Below are 16,231 nucleotides of genomic sequence, written 5' to 3'. Positions count from 1 at the left end.
CCGCTTCCGCACAGGGCAAGAAGCTCCCGAATAAGATTGCGTCACGGGCAAATAGCCTGGGGCCTGTGCGTCTGTCTTGCAGCTATGGTACTTGGAAAACTGTGCTGAATAATTACAAATCAGGTAGATAAACGGAATGATACCTTATATAAAAGGTAATGTTCCGTTTTTTTGTTATGATTCAGCGGGAAGGAGTCTTTTGTGGGTGAAAAAAAACTGGGGCGACAGGTGCGGGAAAGTCTTCGGAGGGCTGTGGGTGAAAAGGCCTATTTTGATTCCGAAGCAGAGCGTTTTCTCTACAGTTATGATACAAGCTCCCGCAAAGTGCTGCCCGATGCTGTGGTGCGGGCAGAAAATGCCGGGCAGATTGCCGCCCTCATGGCTGTGGCCACCCGCCATGGCATTCCCGTGACACCAAGGGGCGGAGGGTCCGGCACAACGGGCGGATCTGTGCCCGTAGATGGCGGTGTGGTGCTGGTCATGTCCGGCATGAACCGCATCCTCTCTGTAGATATGGACAATCTGGTGGCAAGGGCAGAGCCGGGGGTGATTACCGGAGACTTTCACAGGGCCGTGGAGGCAAAGGGGCTTTTTTATCCGCCGGACCCTGCCAGTGCGGCTTTCTGTACCTTAGGGGGGAATCTTGCCGAATGCGCCGGAGGCCCCAGAGCCGTCAAATATGGTGTCACCAGAGACTATGTGCTGGGCCTTGAGGCCGTATTGCCCACAGGCGAGCATATCCGTACCGGCGTGCAGACAGCCAAGGGTGTCGTGGGCTATGATCTCACCCGCCTGATCGTAGGCTCCGAAGGCACCCTTGCCGTGATCACGGCCATGACCCTGAAGCTGCTTCCCCTGCCGGAATCCGTTAAAACCCTGACGGTGGTTTTTGATCATATGGCCCGTGCAGCAGAGACCGTCTCAGAAATCATCCGTCAGGGCCTGATTCCCAGAACCATCGAATACATGGATCAGGCGGCCATTGCCTGTGCCGAAACCCGCATGCCCGGAGAGCTGCCCGTGGATGCCGGGGCCATGCTGATCATAGAAGTGGACGGGAAAAAAGCGGAAGCCCTTGCCATGGCAGAAGATGTGGCTCTGCTCTGCCACAGGATGGGGGCCAGAGAGGTGAAGGTGGCGGCTACGGCAGAGGAGGCCGCACGACTGTGGGCAGCGAGAAAGGCCATTTCGCCGGCGCTTTTCCGTTATGGTCCCCATAAGATCAATGAAGACATTGTGGTGCCAAGGTCAAAAATACCCGATGTTGTGGAAAAAATCCGGGAGCTGAAAGAAAAAACCCGTCTGATGATGGTCAGTTTCGGTCATGCCGGAGACGGGAATATCCATTTTAATATCATGCTGGATAAAAAGGATGCTTCGGCCCTGCGCCGTGCCCGCTGGGCCGTGGGGGAACTTTTCCGCTTCACCCTTGCCATGGGTGGCACCCTTTCCGGAGAACATGGTGTGGGCCTTTCCAAGCAGGCTTATTTTGATATGGAAATCGGCCCAGAGGAAAAGGCTCTGATGCTCCGCCTTAAAAAGGCCTTTGACCCTGCAGGCATACTGAACCCCCATAAAATCTTTTGAGTTTTTTCACAAACTGGCGTAAGAACAGGCAGAATATTTATCCTGCTTTTTATGTGTACGGCCTTGTTGCGAAACAGCGTTTATTTCAGTTCATACATATCACACAAAGGAGAAAGCTATGAAAAAACTGTTTTTAATGCTGATATTTATGGGAATTACCTCCATTGCTTTTTCGGATTTGACCATGACCTATGTTTTTGAGGATCATGAATCAGGGGAAAAGCAGACATCCGTAATCTATCTTTCAAAGGACAAGGTGCGATCTGAAAATAAGGTGGAAGGTATGGCCTTTGCCAGTATCGGAAGGATGGATAAGGATGTCCTGTGGATGATACGTCCGGATAAGAAAATTTATGCTGAAATGACCATGGCTGAAATGCGGCGCATGGAAGAGCAGGCCATGGAATATGAAGCCTCTGCCCGGTCCATGATGGAAGAGCAGCTTAAACATATGAGCGAAGAGGAAAAGGCCCAGTACCGTGAATTCATGGGCTTTGATGGGGAAGATGATACCCCTTTGAAATATGTGAAAAAAGGACAGGACAGGGTGGGTAAATGGACCTGTACCATATATGAGGGGATGCGGCATGGAGAAAAGATTGAGGAAATCTGCACGGTTCCCCTGTCCACCCTTGGTGTGGTAAAAAAGGATTTTGAAGCTCTGGCTAAAATGTCGAAGAACGATGATGGCTTTCTTAAAGACTGGAAAGAGGCGGAAAAAATGGGTTTTCCCGTGCGGACCATTGAGTTTGAAGACGGAGAAGCCATTACCACGAACCTGATTCTTTCCTTTGAGAAAAAAACCGTTCCCGCTGCAATGTTTGAAATACCGGCTGGCTATAAAAAGGTTTCCATGATGGGGCTTTACGGCGAGTAAGGGGCCAGCATTGGGCTGGAAATCCGGGGAGCAGGCCATACTTTGTGAAAGTTGTTCATGGCACCCGTGAAGGGTGCCCGCCAACAATCGTAAAATCTGGGTAAGTATTCAGCACGGTTTTCCAAGTACCATAGCTGCCAGACAGATGCACAGGCTCCAGGCTATTTGCCCGTGACGCAATCCGGCACTCAAGCTGAAAAGCTCAAGCCCTTTACGGGAGCAAAAGTGCTTAGGGATCTTGAGTGCCGGATTCGGGAGCTTCTTGCCCTGTGCGGAAGCGGCAAAACCTCCCCGCCACAGGCAGGATAAGCTTTTTGATTGCCATAGCAGGCTTTAAGCACGCTGCCTTTGTGGCGGCTCAGACAGTTTGCCGCTTCTTATTAGCACTCCGGCACTCAAGCCTGAAAAAGCTTATTGCTTTTTATAGTAGGCTTTGGGTTTTTGGCTTGAGTGCCGGAATCCGAAACGATTGCAATGTCACTTGCAAATAGCCACGGAGCCTTGCAACAGTACGAATCTGCTGCAATTACAGCATTGGCATATACTGTGCTGAATAATTACAAATCTGGTTAAGTAATTTCTATGGCTGAAAGACAGTGGTAATCAGATTTGCTTTTGTCTTACTCCTTTTCGTCCGGACTGCGGGTGAAGTTGCAGCCTGCAGCCGGGCATTTCAGATGGGTTCCCAGTTTCTTGGTGGTTTTTTCCACAAGGTAGGGATGCCCGCAGTCCGGGCATTTCTCAGCGATGGGTTTATCCCAGATGGCAAAGGTGCAGTCGGGATACCGTTTACACCCGTAGAAGACTTTGCCTCTGCGGGATTTTCTTTCCACAAGCTCCCCGCTACAGCCCTCTTCCGGGCACGCAACGCCCGTGCCTTCTCCGCCGCCCTGGGGCTGGCCTGCATGGATGCTGCTGGTATTTTTGCATTCAGGATACCCGCTGCAGGCAAGAAAGGTTCCGAAACGGCCCTGTTTCACCACCATGGGACGCTGGCATTTGTCACAGAGCTGCCCTTCGGCAATATCCGCCTCAAATTCCACCAGTTGAATCTGCCCCTTTTCATTGCGTTCATAGTTTCTGGAAAAATGGCAGTCCGGGTAGGCACTGCAGGCAATGAAAGGGCCGTTTTTTCCTACCTTGACATGGAGTTTGCCCTTTTTGCATTCGGGACATTCCATATCCGTGGGAATCCCCACTCCCTTGATGCTTTGCATGCCATTTTTTGCCGCATCCAGCTTTTCGCTGAAGGGGGTGTAAAATTCCTGCAGCAGTTGCAGGGCAGCCACTTCTGCTCCTTCGATGCGGTCAAGGTCATTTTCCAGTCTGGCCGTGAAATCCACATCCAGTATTTCAGGGAAATTTTCCACCAGCAGATCGTTGACGATGAATCCCAGTTCGCTGGGCCTGAAGTAGCGGTTCACCATTTCCACATAGCCCTTGTTGCGGATGGTGGAAAGGATGGAGGCATAGGTACTGGGGCGGCCGATTCCGTTTTCTTCCAGCTCCTTCACAAGGGAGGCTTCGGAAAAGCGGGGGGGCGGCTGGGTGAAGTGCTGTCTGGGAACCAGCGAGCTGCAGTCAAGCTTTTCCCCTTCTTTGAGGTCCGGAAGGTTCTGTTTTTTTTCTTCCTTTTCTCCTCCTTCCTCGGCAGCCGTGTAGAGCTGCATAAAGCCGGGAAAGGCCACGGTGGAGCCGGATACGGAAAAGGTATAGATACCGGCAGCGATGCTGACACTGACCTGATGGATGAGGGCTTCACTCATCTGTGAGGCCACAAAGCGTTTCCAGATCAGCTCATACAGGGCAAACTGATCCTTATCCAGAAAGCGGCGGATACTTTCAGGGGTGTGGCCAACGGAGGTGGGCCGTATGGCCTCATGGGCATCCTGCACCTTTTTCCGGTTTTCAAAGGCTCTGGGGCCCTTTGCGACAAAGTCTGGTCCCAGGGTGGACCGGACATAATCCAGAGCCTCGTGGGCCGCTTCATTGGCAATACGGGTGGAGTCCGTACGCATGTAGGTGATAAGGCCCACGGGTTCGCCGGGGCCGAGGTCCAGGCCCTCATAAAGCTGCTGGGCCACTATCATGGTTTTCTGGGCGGAAAAGCGCAGTTTGCGGATGGCTTCCTGCTGCAGTTTGGACGTGGTGAAGGGGGGCAGGGGATTGCGCTTTGTGGTTTTTTTCACCACCTTTTCCACAGTAAAGGCGGCCTTTTCCAGATCCTTCAGTATGGCCTGCGATGCTGAGGCATCGGGGATGGCGCATTTTTCATTGTTTTTGCGGCTGAGTTTTGCCTCAAAGGCTGGCGGATTACCGGGACTTTCAAGGCCTGCGGTGATGCTCCAGTATTCCTTGGGTTCAAAGGCCTGAATCTGGCGTTCACGGTCACAGATGATGCGGACGGCAACGGACTGCACGCGGCCTGCGGAAAGCCCGCCCTGTACCTTTTTCCAGAGAAGGGGGGATATCTGGTATCCCACAAGGCGGTCCAGAATACGGCGGGCCTGCTGGGCATCATAACGGCTGACATTCAGTTCGCTGGGTTTTTTTAAGGCCTCCTCAATACCGTTTTTCGTCAGCTCATGGAAAAGAACCCTGTGGAAACGCCTCCCCTTTTTTTTCAGAATATCTGCCGTATGAAAGGCAATGGCTTCCCCTTCACGGTCCGGGTCAGGGGCCAGATAGATGTCAGAGGCATTTTCTGCGGCTGCCTTCAGGGATTTAATGATGTTCTGCTTTCCCTTGATGTTCTGGTACTGGGGCGTAAAGCCGTTTTCAATGTCAATGCCAATTTCTTTGGGGGGCAGATCCCGGATATGGCCAGAGGTGGCCGTGACATTGAAGGTATCTCCGATATATTTTTTTAAGGTTCTGACTTTTGTGGGGGACTCGACAATGACAAGGGGTTTACTCACGGTGCATCCTTCATGATTTTGCGAAATATTTTCCAGGATACTGCAGAATTTTTCCCTGGAGCTCAAGGGTAAAAAGAAGGGCGGAAAGGGGCCCTGCTGCCATCCCGGTTCTCTGTGCCAGTTCATCGATATGAATGGGATCGGCCTCCAGCACTTTAAACACGCCTGATTCATCCATTGCAAGAAGATTTTCTTTTTTTTCATGGGGCCTGACGGAAACATGCGGCTTTTGAATACCCAGTTCATTCATAATATCCGCTGCATTTTCAATAAGACAGGCACCTTCACGGAGGAGTCTGTGGGTTCCGGCGCTTTTCATGGACCGGACATTGCCGGGAAGGGCAAAAACGTCCCGTCCCTGTTCCCCTGCCATTCGGGCGGTGATGAGGGAGCCGCTCCGGTCCGCAGCCTCCATGACGGCGGTACCAAGGCAAAGCCCTGAGATGATACGGTTGCGTGCAGGGAAATTGGGCGCATCGGGAAGCGTTTCCATGGCAAAGGAGGATATAACGGCACCTGAGGCGGCTATGCTTTGGGCCAGCCTGCGATGCTCTCCGGGATAGATCCGGCTGAGCCCTGATCCCAGAACGGCAATGGTGACACCACCTGCCGCAAGGGCACCTTCATGGGCGGCGGCATCAATGCCCCTTGCAAGGCCGCTGACAACGACAATTCCCGATGCTGCCAGCTCTGAAGCAATGCTAAAGGCATGGTCCCGGCCGTAGCGTGTCGCATTTCGCGAACCTACGATGGCCACCGCCACGGCATCTGGCAAAAGCTGTCCCCGGACATAGAGAACAGGGGGAGGGTCGGGAATTTTTGAAAGCAGCTCAGGATACGCTTCCATGCCCAGTCCGATGAGATGAACCCCCTGATCCCCGGCCATGCGGATTTCCCTGAGAAAGGGGGCATCCGGCAGCCGGGCCGTATCTCTGATGGCCGCAGCCATGCGGGAGGAAATGCCCGATATGGCAGACAGGGTTTCTTCGGGCGTATTCAGTACCCTTGCCGGGTGTTTTAATTTTTCAATGAGACGGGCAAAACGAAGGGCACCGATGCCGGGAGTGGCCTGCAGTTTCAGCCATGGAAGAATCTCCCTTCCATCCTTTTCCGACATATGGTGCAGGTCTGCCTGCATCAGAAAAGATTCTTCAGCCGGGCTTCTGCCTTGGAAGCCGCATCCGTAAAGGGATATTCCCGTATCAGCTGACGCAGAATTTCCCGTGCGTTTTCCCTGTCTCCGATCTGTATTCTGGAGTAGGCGTTTTTTAGCATGGCATCGGGTACCTTGCCTCCCTGGGGGTAGCGTTTGGGAACCTCTTCAAAGGCTGTGATGGCTTTTCTGTAATCCCTGCGGGCATAGTGACACTCCGCAAGCCAGTACAGGGCATTATCTGCCAGGCTGTGGTCCGGAAAACGGGTGGCAAGCTCATCAAAAAGGATGGCTGCTTTTTCATAATCACGGCTCTGCATGGTGGCAAAGGCCTTTTCATAAAGCCGGTTGGGGTCTTTTATATCTTCGGGCACAGCAGCCGGTGATGAGGAAGCAGCAGGGGGCTTTGTCACCACCGGCTGCTGTGCTGGGGGGGCCGATGCGGCAGCTGGACTGGCAGGATTTCTCAGCATCCTTTCATGGCTGTCCACCATGAACTGCATGACAGAAAGTCTCTGGGAAAGATCGGATATGACCTCTTCATTGCGGGAGATTTGCTGTTCCATGGTGCTGATGCGTGCCTGCGTTGCGTCCGGCTGTCTGGAGGCACATGCGCTAAGGCATACTGCAGTCAGAATCAGTGTACACAGCGTTTTGAAACCTATGAACTCTGGCCGGGTGCCCATGGAAAACCTCCTGAAAATGCGTCGCCGGGGAAATTCCCGACGACGTTTATGCATGGCGCATCAGATCCCCTGTTTTTTGTGCAGAAACAAGAGGATGGGGCAGGCAATAAAAATGGATGAGTAGGTACCCACAACCACGCCTATCAGGAGGGCCCTGGAAAAGTCGTGGATGATGCCTCCGCCCAGAACAAAGAGAGCGATCAGTACAAGGAGGGTTGTTCCCGAGGTGATCAGGGTACGGCTCAGGGTTTCATTGATGCTTTTGTTTAAAATGGCGGCAAAGGTTTTTTTACCTCTGGAAGCAAGGTTTTCCCGGACCCTGTCAAATACAATGATGGTATCGTTGAGGGAGTAGCCCATGATGGTGAGGATGGCCGCGATGATGGGCAGGTTGAATTCTATGTCCAGAACGGAAAAGAGACCCACCGTGATGATGACATCATGCAAAAGGGCAATGCCTGCTCCAAGGGCATAGGCCAGCCCCAGCTTCCAGAATACGATAAGGCTGAGGATGAGGGCCGTCAGGATCAGAAGGGGAATGGGCAGGGAAATCCTGAAGAAATTTTCTGTGATCTGGGGAAAAAGATAGACGATGGAAACGAAGACACCTGCCACCGCCGCACTGAGCATCCACTTCATTTCAAAACGACCGGATATGTACACGGTGATGAAAAGCAGGGCGTAGAAAAGTGCATACAGGGCCTGGGACCGCAGGTCTTTGCTGACCTGGGGGCCGACCATATCAATGCTCAGGATTTCTGCAAAGAGCCCGGTTGTTTCGTGGAGTCTGCGGGGAATTTCTCCAAGAACACCAGAGTCAGCGTCAAAGGTCTGGATTGTCCGGATCTGAAGAAGAAAGTTATTTCCTTCTCTGGATTCCTGAACCGTTGCATTGCCAAGCCCTGCCTGATCCAGGGCAGTGTACACCTGCCCCATATCCACGGATTCCTGAAAAGCAACCAGAATTTGTGTACCACCGGCAAAGTCCACACCGTATCTAGGGCCTTTGTGGATGATGAGGGAAATTATACTGAAAAGGATCATGGCTGCGGAAAGGATCAGGGCCGCTTTCCGTTTGCCAATAAAGTCTATATTGGTTCCGGGTTTGATGATCTGCATGGAAATGCCGTCTCCTGTCTTGGGTGATGGAACGAAAAACCTTTTTACATGGGAGCCGGACCATGGTTTTGTTCCGGCTCTGAGTTTTTAAGGCTTTCCGTCAGACGCTAGATGCTGAGCTGGGTCACCTTGTTGTTTTGGCCGCCGTAAATTATGTCAAATACCAGACGTACCATGACAAGGGCTGTGAACATGCTGGAAAGCACCCCGAGGCAGAGGGTGACGGCAAAGCCTTTGACCGGTCCTGAACCGAACTGGAAAAGAACCAGTGCGGCAATGAGGGTGGTGACATTGGCATCCAGAATAGTAAGGGTCGCCCTGTCAAAACCCGCATGAATGGCAGCCATGGGCGATCTACCCAGACGCAGTTCTTCCCGTATGCGTTCAAAAATAAGTACATTGGCATCCACGGCCATGCCAAGGGTCAGTACCATACCCGCAATGCCCGGCAAAGTGAGGGTGGCTCCGAAGGCCGCAAGGGCAGCACCTATAAAAAGGATGTTCAGTACCAGGGCGCAGTTGGCCACAAGACCGGCTCCTTTGTAATAGACTGCCATAAAAAGCAGGACAAGCCCTCCGCCCACCAGCATGGATATGAGACCTTTTCGGATGGATTCAGCACCTAAAGTAGGGCCTACCGTACGTTCCTCAATGATTTTTACGGGCGCAGGCAGGGCACCGGCCCTGAGGACAATGGCAAGATCTCTGGCATCTTCCATGGTAAAGCTTCCCGTAATCCGGGCGTTACCGCCGGATATGCGATCCTGAATCACGGGTGCGGAATAGATATTGTTGTCCAGAACAATGGCCATGCGCCTGTGAATGTTTTCTCCGGTGATGCGTTCAAACTGGCGGGCACCCTGCCTGTCAAAACTGATGGAAACATAGGGTTCATTGAACTGGGAATCCACCTGTACCCGTGCATCCGTAAGGGAGGAGCCGGTAAGAACGGACCTTCTGTTGACAAGGTAGGGTACACGGCCCGTTTCCTGCCCTGAGGCATCCCTCCGGATTTCATAGAGAATTTCTGTTCCCGGTGGCATGGACCCTTTCAGGGCGTCCTGCACGTCATGGGAATCTTCGACAATTTTAAATTCCAGAAGGGCCGTCTGGCCAATGAGCTGTTTGGCCCGCTCCGGTTCTTCGATACCGGGAAGCTGGATGATGATTCTTCTGTCACCCTGAATCCGGATATCCGGCTCATTCACACCGAATTCATCGATGCGGTTACGGATGGTTTCAAGGGCCTGCTCCGTCGCCATTTTTGTTATATGATTTTTTTCTTCGGCGGGTATGGTGAAGCGGAACTCCAGACCTTCATCCACGGTATGTCTGCGTACATCCATATCCGGGAATTCTTTCCGGTGAAACGCTGTAAAAATATCGGCATCGGAGGCCTCGGCAAGGCGGACACCAATGCTGCCATCGGGGAGTCTGCGTACGGAGGTAAAACGTATCCGCTCCCTGCGCATCTGGTCCCGCAGCTCATAGGTCCGCCGTTCCATGGTGCTTTCAAGGGCTTTTTCAACCTCCACATCCAGTACAAGGTGCATGCCACCCTGCAGGTCCAGCCCGAGATTGATGGTTTTATAAGGCCACAGGCCGGGCTTGACGGTCGGCAATATGTAAACGATGGCCAGGATCAGTGCCACGCAGACGGCATAGAATCTCCAGGAACGTAATTTCAAGGCCCAAATCCTTTCCAGTGGCAGGAAAAATCAGGGTGGCACCAACACTTGTCCATGTGGTGCCACCATTGGATTTCTGTCAGGTTTTTAATGGGGATGGCGAAAGGGAAAAATTATTCTTTTTCTCCGCCGCTTTTTGCCGAAAGACCGGCAACATTGGCACGGACCATTTTTACACGGACTTTGTCAGCGATTTCAATGGTCAGGGTATTGTCATCCAGAGAGGTGACCGTACCATAAATACCACCGGATGTGATGATGCGGTCCCCTTTTTTTAGATTACCGATGAGCTCCCGGTGCTCTTTGGCTTTTTTCTGCTGGGGCCGGATGAGAAGAAAATAAAAAATGACAAACATCAGGATCAGGGGAACAAGCTGGATAAAACCGCCGCCTCCTCCACCCTGTGCTCCGGCATCTCCCATGGCGTAAGCAACTCCGATCAAGGCTTCCTCCTTAGCATAAAGCGTTGTTTTTCATATAAAAATATTTGGCTGTATGGGTGGGTTTTCTGCACCGTTCAGATGCTTTTGGAAACGGTATGCACCCTTACAGCAAACGGATCAGCAAAAAGCATATAAAAGAAATCAGGGGCTGCGTCAAATTATTCCGGGCTTTTATCTTATATGGCAAGGCAGACCCATGGCACTGCCCTGTCACAGGGAAGGCTGTGAAGTTACCCGGAAGAAGGCCCTTGCAGCATCAGGGTGCCATGATCCAGAGGTTTTCACCGTCAAAGCGGATACGGTTCACGTTTTCCTCGTTCAGCGAATTGAGAAGCCCGCTGATTTCCTGCATATTATAGACGATGATTTTTTCAAAGGGCTGAATAATATGAATGTTTTCAGCAAATTGCTTTTCTTTCATATTGTATACCCGGACCATGCGTTCGGAAAACTTCAGAACCCTGCCCACGCCGGTACTGTAGCCTCTGGCATCGGGTTTGTCTGCTTCCGCAGGAAGGGTGATGCCCCTTGATGCCAGAGATTCCTGCAGCAGACGGAAATGGATTTTCCAGATATTGTCGCCGGGCCGGACCACATGGATGCCATAATCCTGCACAGGACTTTTTTCTTCTCCTCCCTCCAGGGGACGGGAGATGATTTCTCCCCGGCTGATGGCATCCTTTTCCTCATATTCCCGCATATCAAGGGTTTCATCGCCAACACGGATGCTTTCTTCCGATGTGACCATCATATCCATGCTGTCCTGAATGCCATACCTTTCTTTCCGCTGGCTGATGGCATACCTGCTGTCTTCATCCAGCTCTGAAAAATCCATGACCTTTCCGGGGTCTATGGTTTCCCTCAGGCTCATGGTTTCGTCGGCCTTTGGTTCTTCATGCACCGCAGGCTGGCGTGTGGCCACATAGACCACAATGAGGGTCAGGGTCATGAAAAGCATGAGCAGGGAAAGGCGCATGCGCTGGGATATGGCGGGAAATCGGTTTCGAAACATCTGGTTTTCCTTCATATTTAGGATATGTCAGAGTTCGGGGCGTTTTTTGGCGTTTTAAATATCCTCATATCATAAACAGGAGCCGGTCTAAAAGTCCAGTCTGAGTTGCTCTTTATCAGGGCTGGCAGATAATTTCCGATTTTCCGGGAATCATGCCCGCATCCGCCTCAATTTGTATGCTTAAGCATCTTCTCTGTTCAATTTCAAGTAGTTCTGAGCGTTTTTTGTTCAGTACATAGAGGGCCACGTCCGGTGGCAGCAGGGCCCTTACGGTTTTGATGTCCGGCTTCAGGGTTTCCAGCCTGAGTTTGCGTAAAAATGTCAGGGCCAGACTGTCCGTGGAAAAGGTGAGGCCGCGGCCGGAGCAGTGGGGGCAGGGCACAAGGCTGCCGAAGCTGATGGCCGGGCGCAGGCGCTGGCGGCTCATTTCCATAAGCCCGAACTGGGAAATCTTGCCCACCTTGGTACGGGCCTTGTCCTTTTTCAGTTCTTCCTTGAGCTTTTTTTCCACCGCTGCCCGGTGTTTGGCATCCCGCATGTCTATGAAGTCAATGACCAGAAGTCCGCCCATATCCCGGATACGAAGCTGTCTGGCCACTTCTTCTGCGGCTTCAAGGTTGCTCTGGAAGGCGGTTTCCTCGATGGAGCCCTTTTGTGTGGCCTTGCCGGAGTTCACGTCAATGGACACGAGGGCTTCGGTCTGATCAATAATGATGGAGCCGCCGGATTTCAGGGGAACCCTGGACTCGAAGATGGTATTGATCTGTTCTTCCAGCTGGTATTTGGTAAAAATGGGTTTTTCGCCCCTGTAGTGCTTGATGCAGCTGCTCTGTTTGGGAGCGATGAGTTCAACGAATTTTTTTATTTCTTTGTAGGCGTCGGCGTTATCAATGAGTACCTCACTGACTTCCGGGGTGAGGGTGTCCCTTATGGCGCGCATGGCAAGGTTCTGTTCCCGGTACAAAGGCGCAGGGGTTTCCGCTTCCATGGCTTTTTGATTGATGTTTTTCCACAGACGCAGCAGGTAATTGAGATCTTTGGTCAGCATGGCCTTGGTGCAGCTTTTCCCGGCGGTGCGGATAATGGCACCAAAGCCTTCGGGCAGGGTGAGTTTGTCCAGAAGATCCTTAAGACGTTTTCTCTCTTCTTCTTCCTCTATTTTCCGGGAGATGCCCTTGTTGGTGGAGCCGGGCATGAGAACGAGATGGCGTCCGGGAAGGGAAAGGAAGGTGGTGAGCATGGCCCCTTTTTTCATGACAGGATCTTTGGTGACCTGAACAATGATTTCCTGGCCTTTTTTAATGAGATTTTTGATGTGATGCTTACCGGAAGGACATTCCTGAAAGTAATCCGTATGGATTTCCTGAAACTGCAGAAAACCGTTACGCTCGGCTCCGTAATCAATAAAGGCAGCCTGAAGGCTGGGTTCCACGTGGCTGACCGTAGCCTTATAGATATTCCCCTGGGTGATTTCACGGGCTGCGGTTTCAAGGACAAAATCTTCGAGTCTGTTGTCGATGACGGTGGCAATGCGGCATTCTTCGGCATCAACGGCATTGATCAGAATTTTTGTGCTCATAAGTTTAATGGTGATTCGTCCCGCAGGTAGGATACCGGGAGAAACAGAAACCTTTCTACTGAGGTTGTTGTTTTAAAGTATAAAAAGTGTGCCTGAGAGCTTTGAGAATCCTTAAGGAATTTCCCTATAGCTTTAAAATATGGCTGAGAAGGTGCGGGTCAGGGTGTGAATCTGACTTTATCCTGATGTTCTTTAAAATCTCTGCACATTTCAAGGTATCGGGTTCAATCCTGTCAGAGAATGGAAAAAGCGGCGGGTGTATCCTTGTAAAATGGATTTACAGGCTGGATCAGAACACTTTTCTCTGCTTTTATGCAATTGTTTTTTATGCGTCAATCTTTTTTTATCTTCCTGTATGGGGAGCAATGGCTTTTTCATGGACTTTCTTGCCATTTTCATTGCTTTGTGGCATTCACAGAAACTGTTGTTCAGGATTTGTCAGCTCCATGAAAAGCCAAGGTTATCCGTCTTGGTTTTCGTCAGGGCATTCGTCCGGTCTTTCAAAGCGGCCATGCCGCCCAATCATAGTCAGGCAGAGGAGATGGTCCATGTTGTCCGATACTTATAATCCCCTTGAAATTGAAGAAAAATGGCAGAAAAGCTGGGACAGTGACGGGGTGTTTCAGGTCCATGAGGACCGGGAAAAACCCAAATATTATCTTCTGGAAATGTTTCCCTATCCTTCGGGAAAAATCCACATGGGTCATGTCCGCAACTATACCATAGGGGATGTGGTGGCCCGTTATAAGCGCATGCGGGGCTTTAATGTGCTGCATCCCATGGGCTGGGATGCCTTTGGCATGCCTGCGGAAAATGCGGCCATACAAAATAATACCCATCCTGCGGCCTGGACCTATGAAAATATAGATTCCATGAGAAAACAGCTTAAGCGTCTGGGCTTCAGTTATGACTGGGACCGGGAGCTGGCCACCTGTACTCCGGAGTATTACCGCTGGGAGCAGTGGCTCTTCATCCGCATGTTTGAAAAGGGGATGGTTTACAGGAAAGAATCCTTTGTCAATTTCTGTGATCCCTGTCAGACGGTTCTTGCCAATGAACAGGTGGAGGATGGGGCCTGCTGGCGCTGTGGCAGGGAAGTCCGCCAGAAAAAGCTCTGGCAGTGGTATTTCCGCATTACGGATTATGCCCAGGATCTGCTGGATTATTGTGACAGGCTTCCCGGCTGGCCGGAAAAGGTCACCACCATGCAGAAAAACTGGATTGGTAAATCCACGGGAGCCCGTATCCGCTTTGGTATTGAAGGCAGGGAAGACGGCATTGATGTCTTCACCACAAGGCCGGATACCGTCTGTGGTGCAAGCTTTGTCTGTCTGGCTCCGGAGCACCCCCTTGTTACAGCGCTTGCCGCTGGCAATACCCAGGCCCCCGAAGTGGAAGCTTTCCTTGGGAAGATGGCCCGTCAGGAGCGGACGGCCAAAGCCATAGAAACGGCGGAAAAGGAAGGGGTTTTTACGGGTAGCTATGCCATCAACCCTGTGAGCGGCGGATCTGTGCCCATCTATGCGGGAAATTTTGTCCTCATGGAATACGGCACTGGTGCTGTGATGGGAGTGCCGGCCCATGATCAGAGGGATTTTGACTTTGCAGCCCGCTATGGTCTTCCCCGGCCTGTGGTAGTGCAGCCTGCAGGGGAAAAGCTGGATGAGGCCACCATGCAGGAAGCATGGACCGGGCCCGGTACCCTTGTGAACTCGGAATCGTTCAGCGGCATGGATAATGTTGCCGCCCAGACAGCCATTGCGGACTGGCTGCAGGCGAAAAATGCCGGAGAAAAGGCCGAGCGTTTCCGTTTGAGGGACTGGGGGATTTCAAGGCAGCGTTACTGGGGAACACCCATCCCCATGATCCACTGTGATACCTGCGGAATTGTGCCCGTGCCGGAGGAGGATCTTCCCGTACGCCTTCCCGAGGATGCCGGACTCCTTGCAAACGGGGGATCTCCCTTGGGAAGTCTGGCTTCCTTTTATGAAGTTACATGTCCGAAATGCGGAAAAAAAGCCCGCAGGGATACGGACACCATGGATACCTTTGTGGAGTCCAGCTGGTATTTTTTGAGGTACTGCAGTCCTAAGGAAGAAAGGGCCATTTTTAACAGGGAGGCCGTTGCCTACTGGATGCCCGTGGATCAGTACATTGGCGGTGTGGAACATGCGGTGATGCATCTTCTTTATTCACGGTATTTTACCCGTGTGCTGGAAGCCGAAGGTCTGGTGGATTTCAAGGAGCCTTTTACCAATCTGCTGACCCAGGGGATGGTGTGCAAGGAAACCACCACCTGCAAGGAGCATGGCTTCCTTTATCCCGAAGAAGTTGATTTTTCAAAGGATACGCCCATATGTACCAAGTGCGGCAATCCTGTGAGCATTGGCCGTGTGGAAAAAATGAGCAAGTCCAAGCGCAATGTGGTGGATCCGACCCTTCTGCTGGATCGTTACGGGGCAGATACCACAAGGCTGTTCTGTCTCTTTGCCGCACCTCCGGAAAGGGATCTGGAATGGAGTGATACGGGTGTTGAGGGTTCCTTCCGCTTTCTCAATCGTGTATGGCGGCTGGCCCTGCGCTATCAGGATGTGGCCCGGAAGGCCGTTGCCTACAATGGTGAACTTGCTGCCCTTTCCGGAGGGGACAGGGATGTGTTCAGAAAAACCCATCAGACGATTAAAAAGGTGGCAGAAGATGTGGACCGTTTCCACTTCAACACGGCCATCAGTGCCGTTATGGAGCTGGTCAATGCCGTCTTTGCCGCAGGAGAAAAGGGGGAGGATATTCAGCATGCCGGTGTGGCCCGTCATCTGATTGAGTCCATCTGCCTCATGCTTTCCCCTGTGGTGCCCCACTTTACCCAGGAGATCTGGGCGGCCCTTGGCGGTGAAGGGGCTTTGCCTGAAAAGGCCTGGCCCCGGTGGCGGGAAGATGCCCTTCAGGAGGACAGTATTCTTGTGGTTGTACAGGTGAACGGCAAGCTCAGGGATCGTGTGACCCTGCCTGCGGACGCCGATGAAGAAAGCATCAAGGCGGCGGCCCTTGCTGCAGAAGGTGCTGTGCGTTTTATGGAAGGTAAAGAAGTGAAAAAGGTCATTGTCGTGAAGGGTAAGCTTGTAAATATTGTTGTGGGATAATGTACCGGAAAAGGAATACAGGTTTCAGG

General features: G+C 52.0%; 11 protein-coding genes and 1 pseudogene. 3 read left to right on the top strand and 9 right to left on the bottom strand.

Features of this window, described 5'->3' with window-relative positions; translation table 11 throughout:
• Window positions 1-201: 201 nt before the first annotated feature.
• Both LZ24_RS01455 and LZ24_RS01450 read left to right on the top strand, forming a co-directional pair.
• Window positions 202-1,587 (top strand): FAD-binding oxidoreductase, encoded by a 1,386-nt coding sequence (locus LZ24_RS01455; protein WP_246118490.1) that lies wholly within the window; start codon window positions 202-204, stop codon window positions 1,585-1,587.
• A gap of 118 nt (window positions 1,588-1,705) precedes the next feature.
• Window positions 1,706-2,464, top strand: a complete 759-nt coding sequence (locus tag LZ24_RS01450; RefSeq protein ID WP_144681572.1) for a DUF4412 domain-containing protein — start codon at window positions 1,706-1,708, stop codon at window positions 2,462-2,464.
• Between the two features lie 620 nt (window positions 2,465-3,084).
• On the opposite strand, the gene LZ24_RS18020 is transcribed toward LZ24_RS01450, so the two are convergent.
• The 9 genes and pseudogenes from LZ24_RS18020 to LZ24_RS01410 all read right to left on the bottom strand — a co-directional run bounded on the left by LZ24_RS18020 (window position 3,085) and on the right by LZ24_RS01410 (window position 13,062).
• Window positions 3,085-3,507: a DNA topoisomerase family protein gene (locus tag LZ24_RS18020; protein ID WP_407923295.1), complete on the bottom strand. Its 423-nt coding sequence runs from the start codon at window positions 3,505-3,507 to the stop codon at window positions 3,085-3,087.
• A gap of 36 nt (window positions 3,508-3,543) precedes the next feature.
• Window positions 3,544-5,508, bottom strand: a pseudogene (gene topA, locus LZ24_RS01445) (type I DNA topoisomerase); the annotation flags it as partial.
• The gene (dprA, locus tag LZ24_RS01440; RefSeq protein WP_186442860.1) at window positions 5,393-6,499 is read right to left on the bottom strand and encodes a DNA-processing protein DprA; all 1,107 of its coding nucleotides are present in this window, start codon (window positions 6,497-6,499) and stop codon (window positions 5,393-5,395) included. The gene dprA and the pseudogene topA, both read right to left, overlap by 116 nt.
• Window positions 6,500-6,519: 20 nt before the next feature.
• Window positions 6,520-7,221 (bottom strand): tol-pal system protein YbgF, encoded by a 702-nt coding sequence (gene ybgF, locus LZ24_RS01435; RefSeq protein ID WP_186442859.1) that lies wholly within the window; start codon window positions 7,219-7,221, stop codon window positions 6,520-6,522.
• Window positions 7,222-7,281: 60 nt separating this feature from the next.
• The gene (secF, locus tag LZ24_RS01430) at window positions 7,282-8,340 is read right to left on the bottom strand and encodes a protein translocase subunit SecF (protein ID WP_144681562.1); all 1,059 of its coding nucleotides are present in this window, start codon (window positions 8,338-8,340) and stop codon (window positions 7,282-7,284) included.
• 107 nt (window positions 8,341-8,447) lie between these two features.
• A complete protein-coding gene (gene secD / locus LZ24_RS01425) occupies window positions 8,448-10,028 on the bottom strand; it encodes a protein translocase subunit SecD (protein WP_144681559.1) in 1,581 nt (526 codons plus the stop codon).
• A 113-nt stretch (window positions 10,029-10,141) separates the two neighbouring features.
• Window positions 10,142-10,471, bottom strand: a complete 330-nt coding sequence (gene yajC / locus LZ24_RS01420) for a preprotein translocase subunit YajC (protein ID WP_144681557.1) — start codon at window positions 10,469-10,471, stop codon at window positions 10,142-10,144.
• Window positions 10,472-10,727: 256 nt separating this feature from the next.
• Window positions 10,728-11,483 (bottom strand): hypothetical protein, encoded by a 756-nt coding sequence (locus LZ24_RS01415; protein WP_144681555.1) that lies wholly within the window; start codon window positions 11,481-11,483, stop codon window positions 10,728-10,730.
• Between the two features lie 115 nt (window positions 11,484-11,598).
• Window positions 11,599-13,062: an Rne/Rng family ribonuclease gene (locus LZ24_RS01410; protein ID WP_144681553.1), complete on the bottom strand. Its 1,464-nt coding sequence runs from the start codon at window positions 13,060-13,062 to the stop codon at window positions 11,599-11,601.
• 551 nt (window positions 13,063-13,613) lie between these two features.
• On the opposite strand from LZ24_RS01410, the gene leuS reads away from it, so the two are divergent.
• Window positions 13,614-16,202 carry a leucine--tRNA ligase gene (gene leuS, locus LZ24_RS01405; protein ID WP_144681644.1) on the top strand — a complete coding sequence of 863 codons (2,589 nt, stop codon included), beginning with the start codon at window positions 13,614-13,616 and terminating at the stop codon, window positions 16,200-16,202.
• Window positions 16,203-16,231 lie beyond the last annotated feature (29 nt).

Source organism: Desulfobotulus alkaliphilus (assembly GCF_007830435.1).
Classification (GTDB): Bacteria; Desulfobacterota; Desulfobacteria; order Desulfobacterales; family ASO4-4; genus Desulfobotulus; species Desulfobotulus alkaliphilus.
Note: the sequence above shows the minus strand (reverse complement) of the source record. Positions and strands in the feature narration are given on the sequence as shown.

Coding starts and splice junctions, on each gene's coding strand:
- secF (WP_144681562.1), bottom strand. CDS start 8,340: ATGCAGATCATCAAACCCGGAACCAATATAGACTTTATTGGCAAACGG.
- LZ24_RS01450 (WP_144681572.1), top strand. CDS start 1,706: ATGAAAAAACTGTTTTTAATGCTGATATTTATGGGAATTACCTCCATT.
- LZ24_RS01415 (WP_144681555.1), bottom strand. CDS start 11,483: ATGTTTCGAAACCGATTTCCCGCCATATCCCAGCGCATGCGCCTTTCC.
- dprA (WP_186442860.1), bottom strand. CDS start 6,499: ATGTCGGAAAAGGATGGAAGGGAGATTCTTCCATGGCTGAAACTGCAG.
- ybgF (WP_186442859.1), bottom strand. CDS start 7,221: ATGGGCACCCGGCCAGAGTTCATAGGTTTCAAAACGCTGTGTACACTG.
- LZ24_RS01410 (WP_144681553.1), bottom strand. CDS start 13,062: ATGAGCACAAAAATTCTGATCAATGCCGTTGATGCCGAAGAATGCCGC.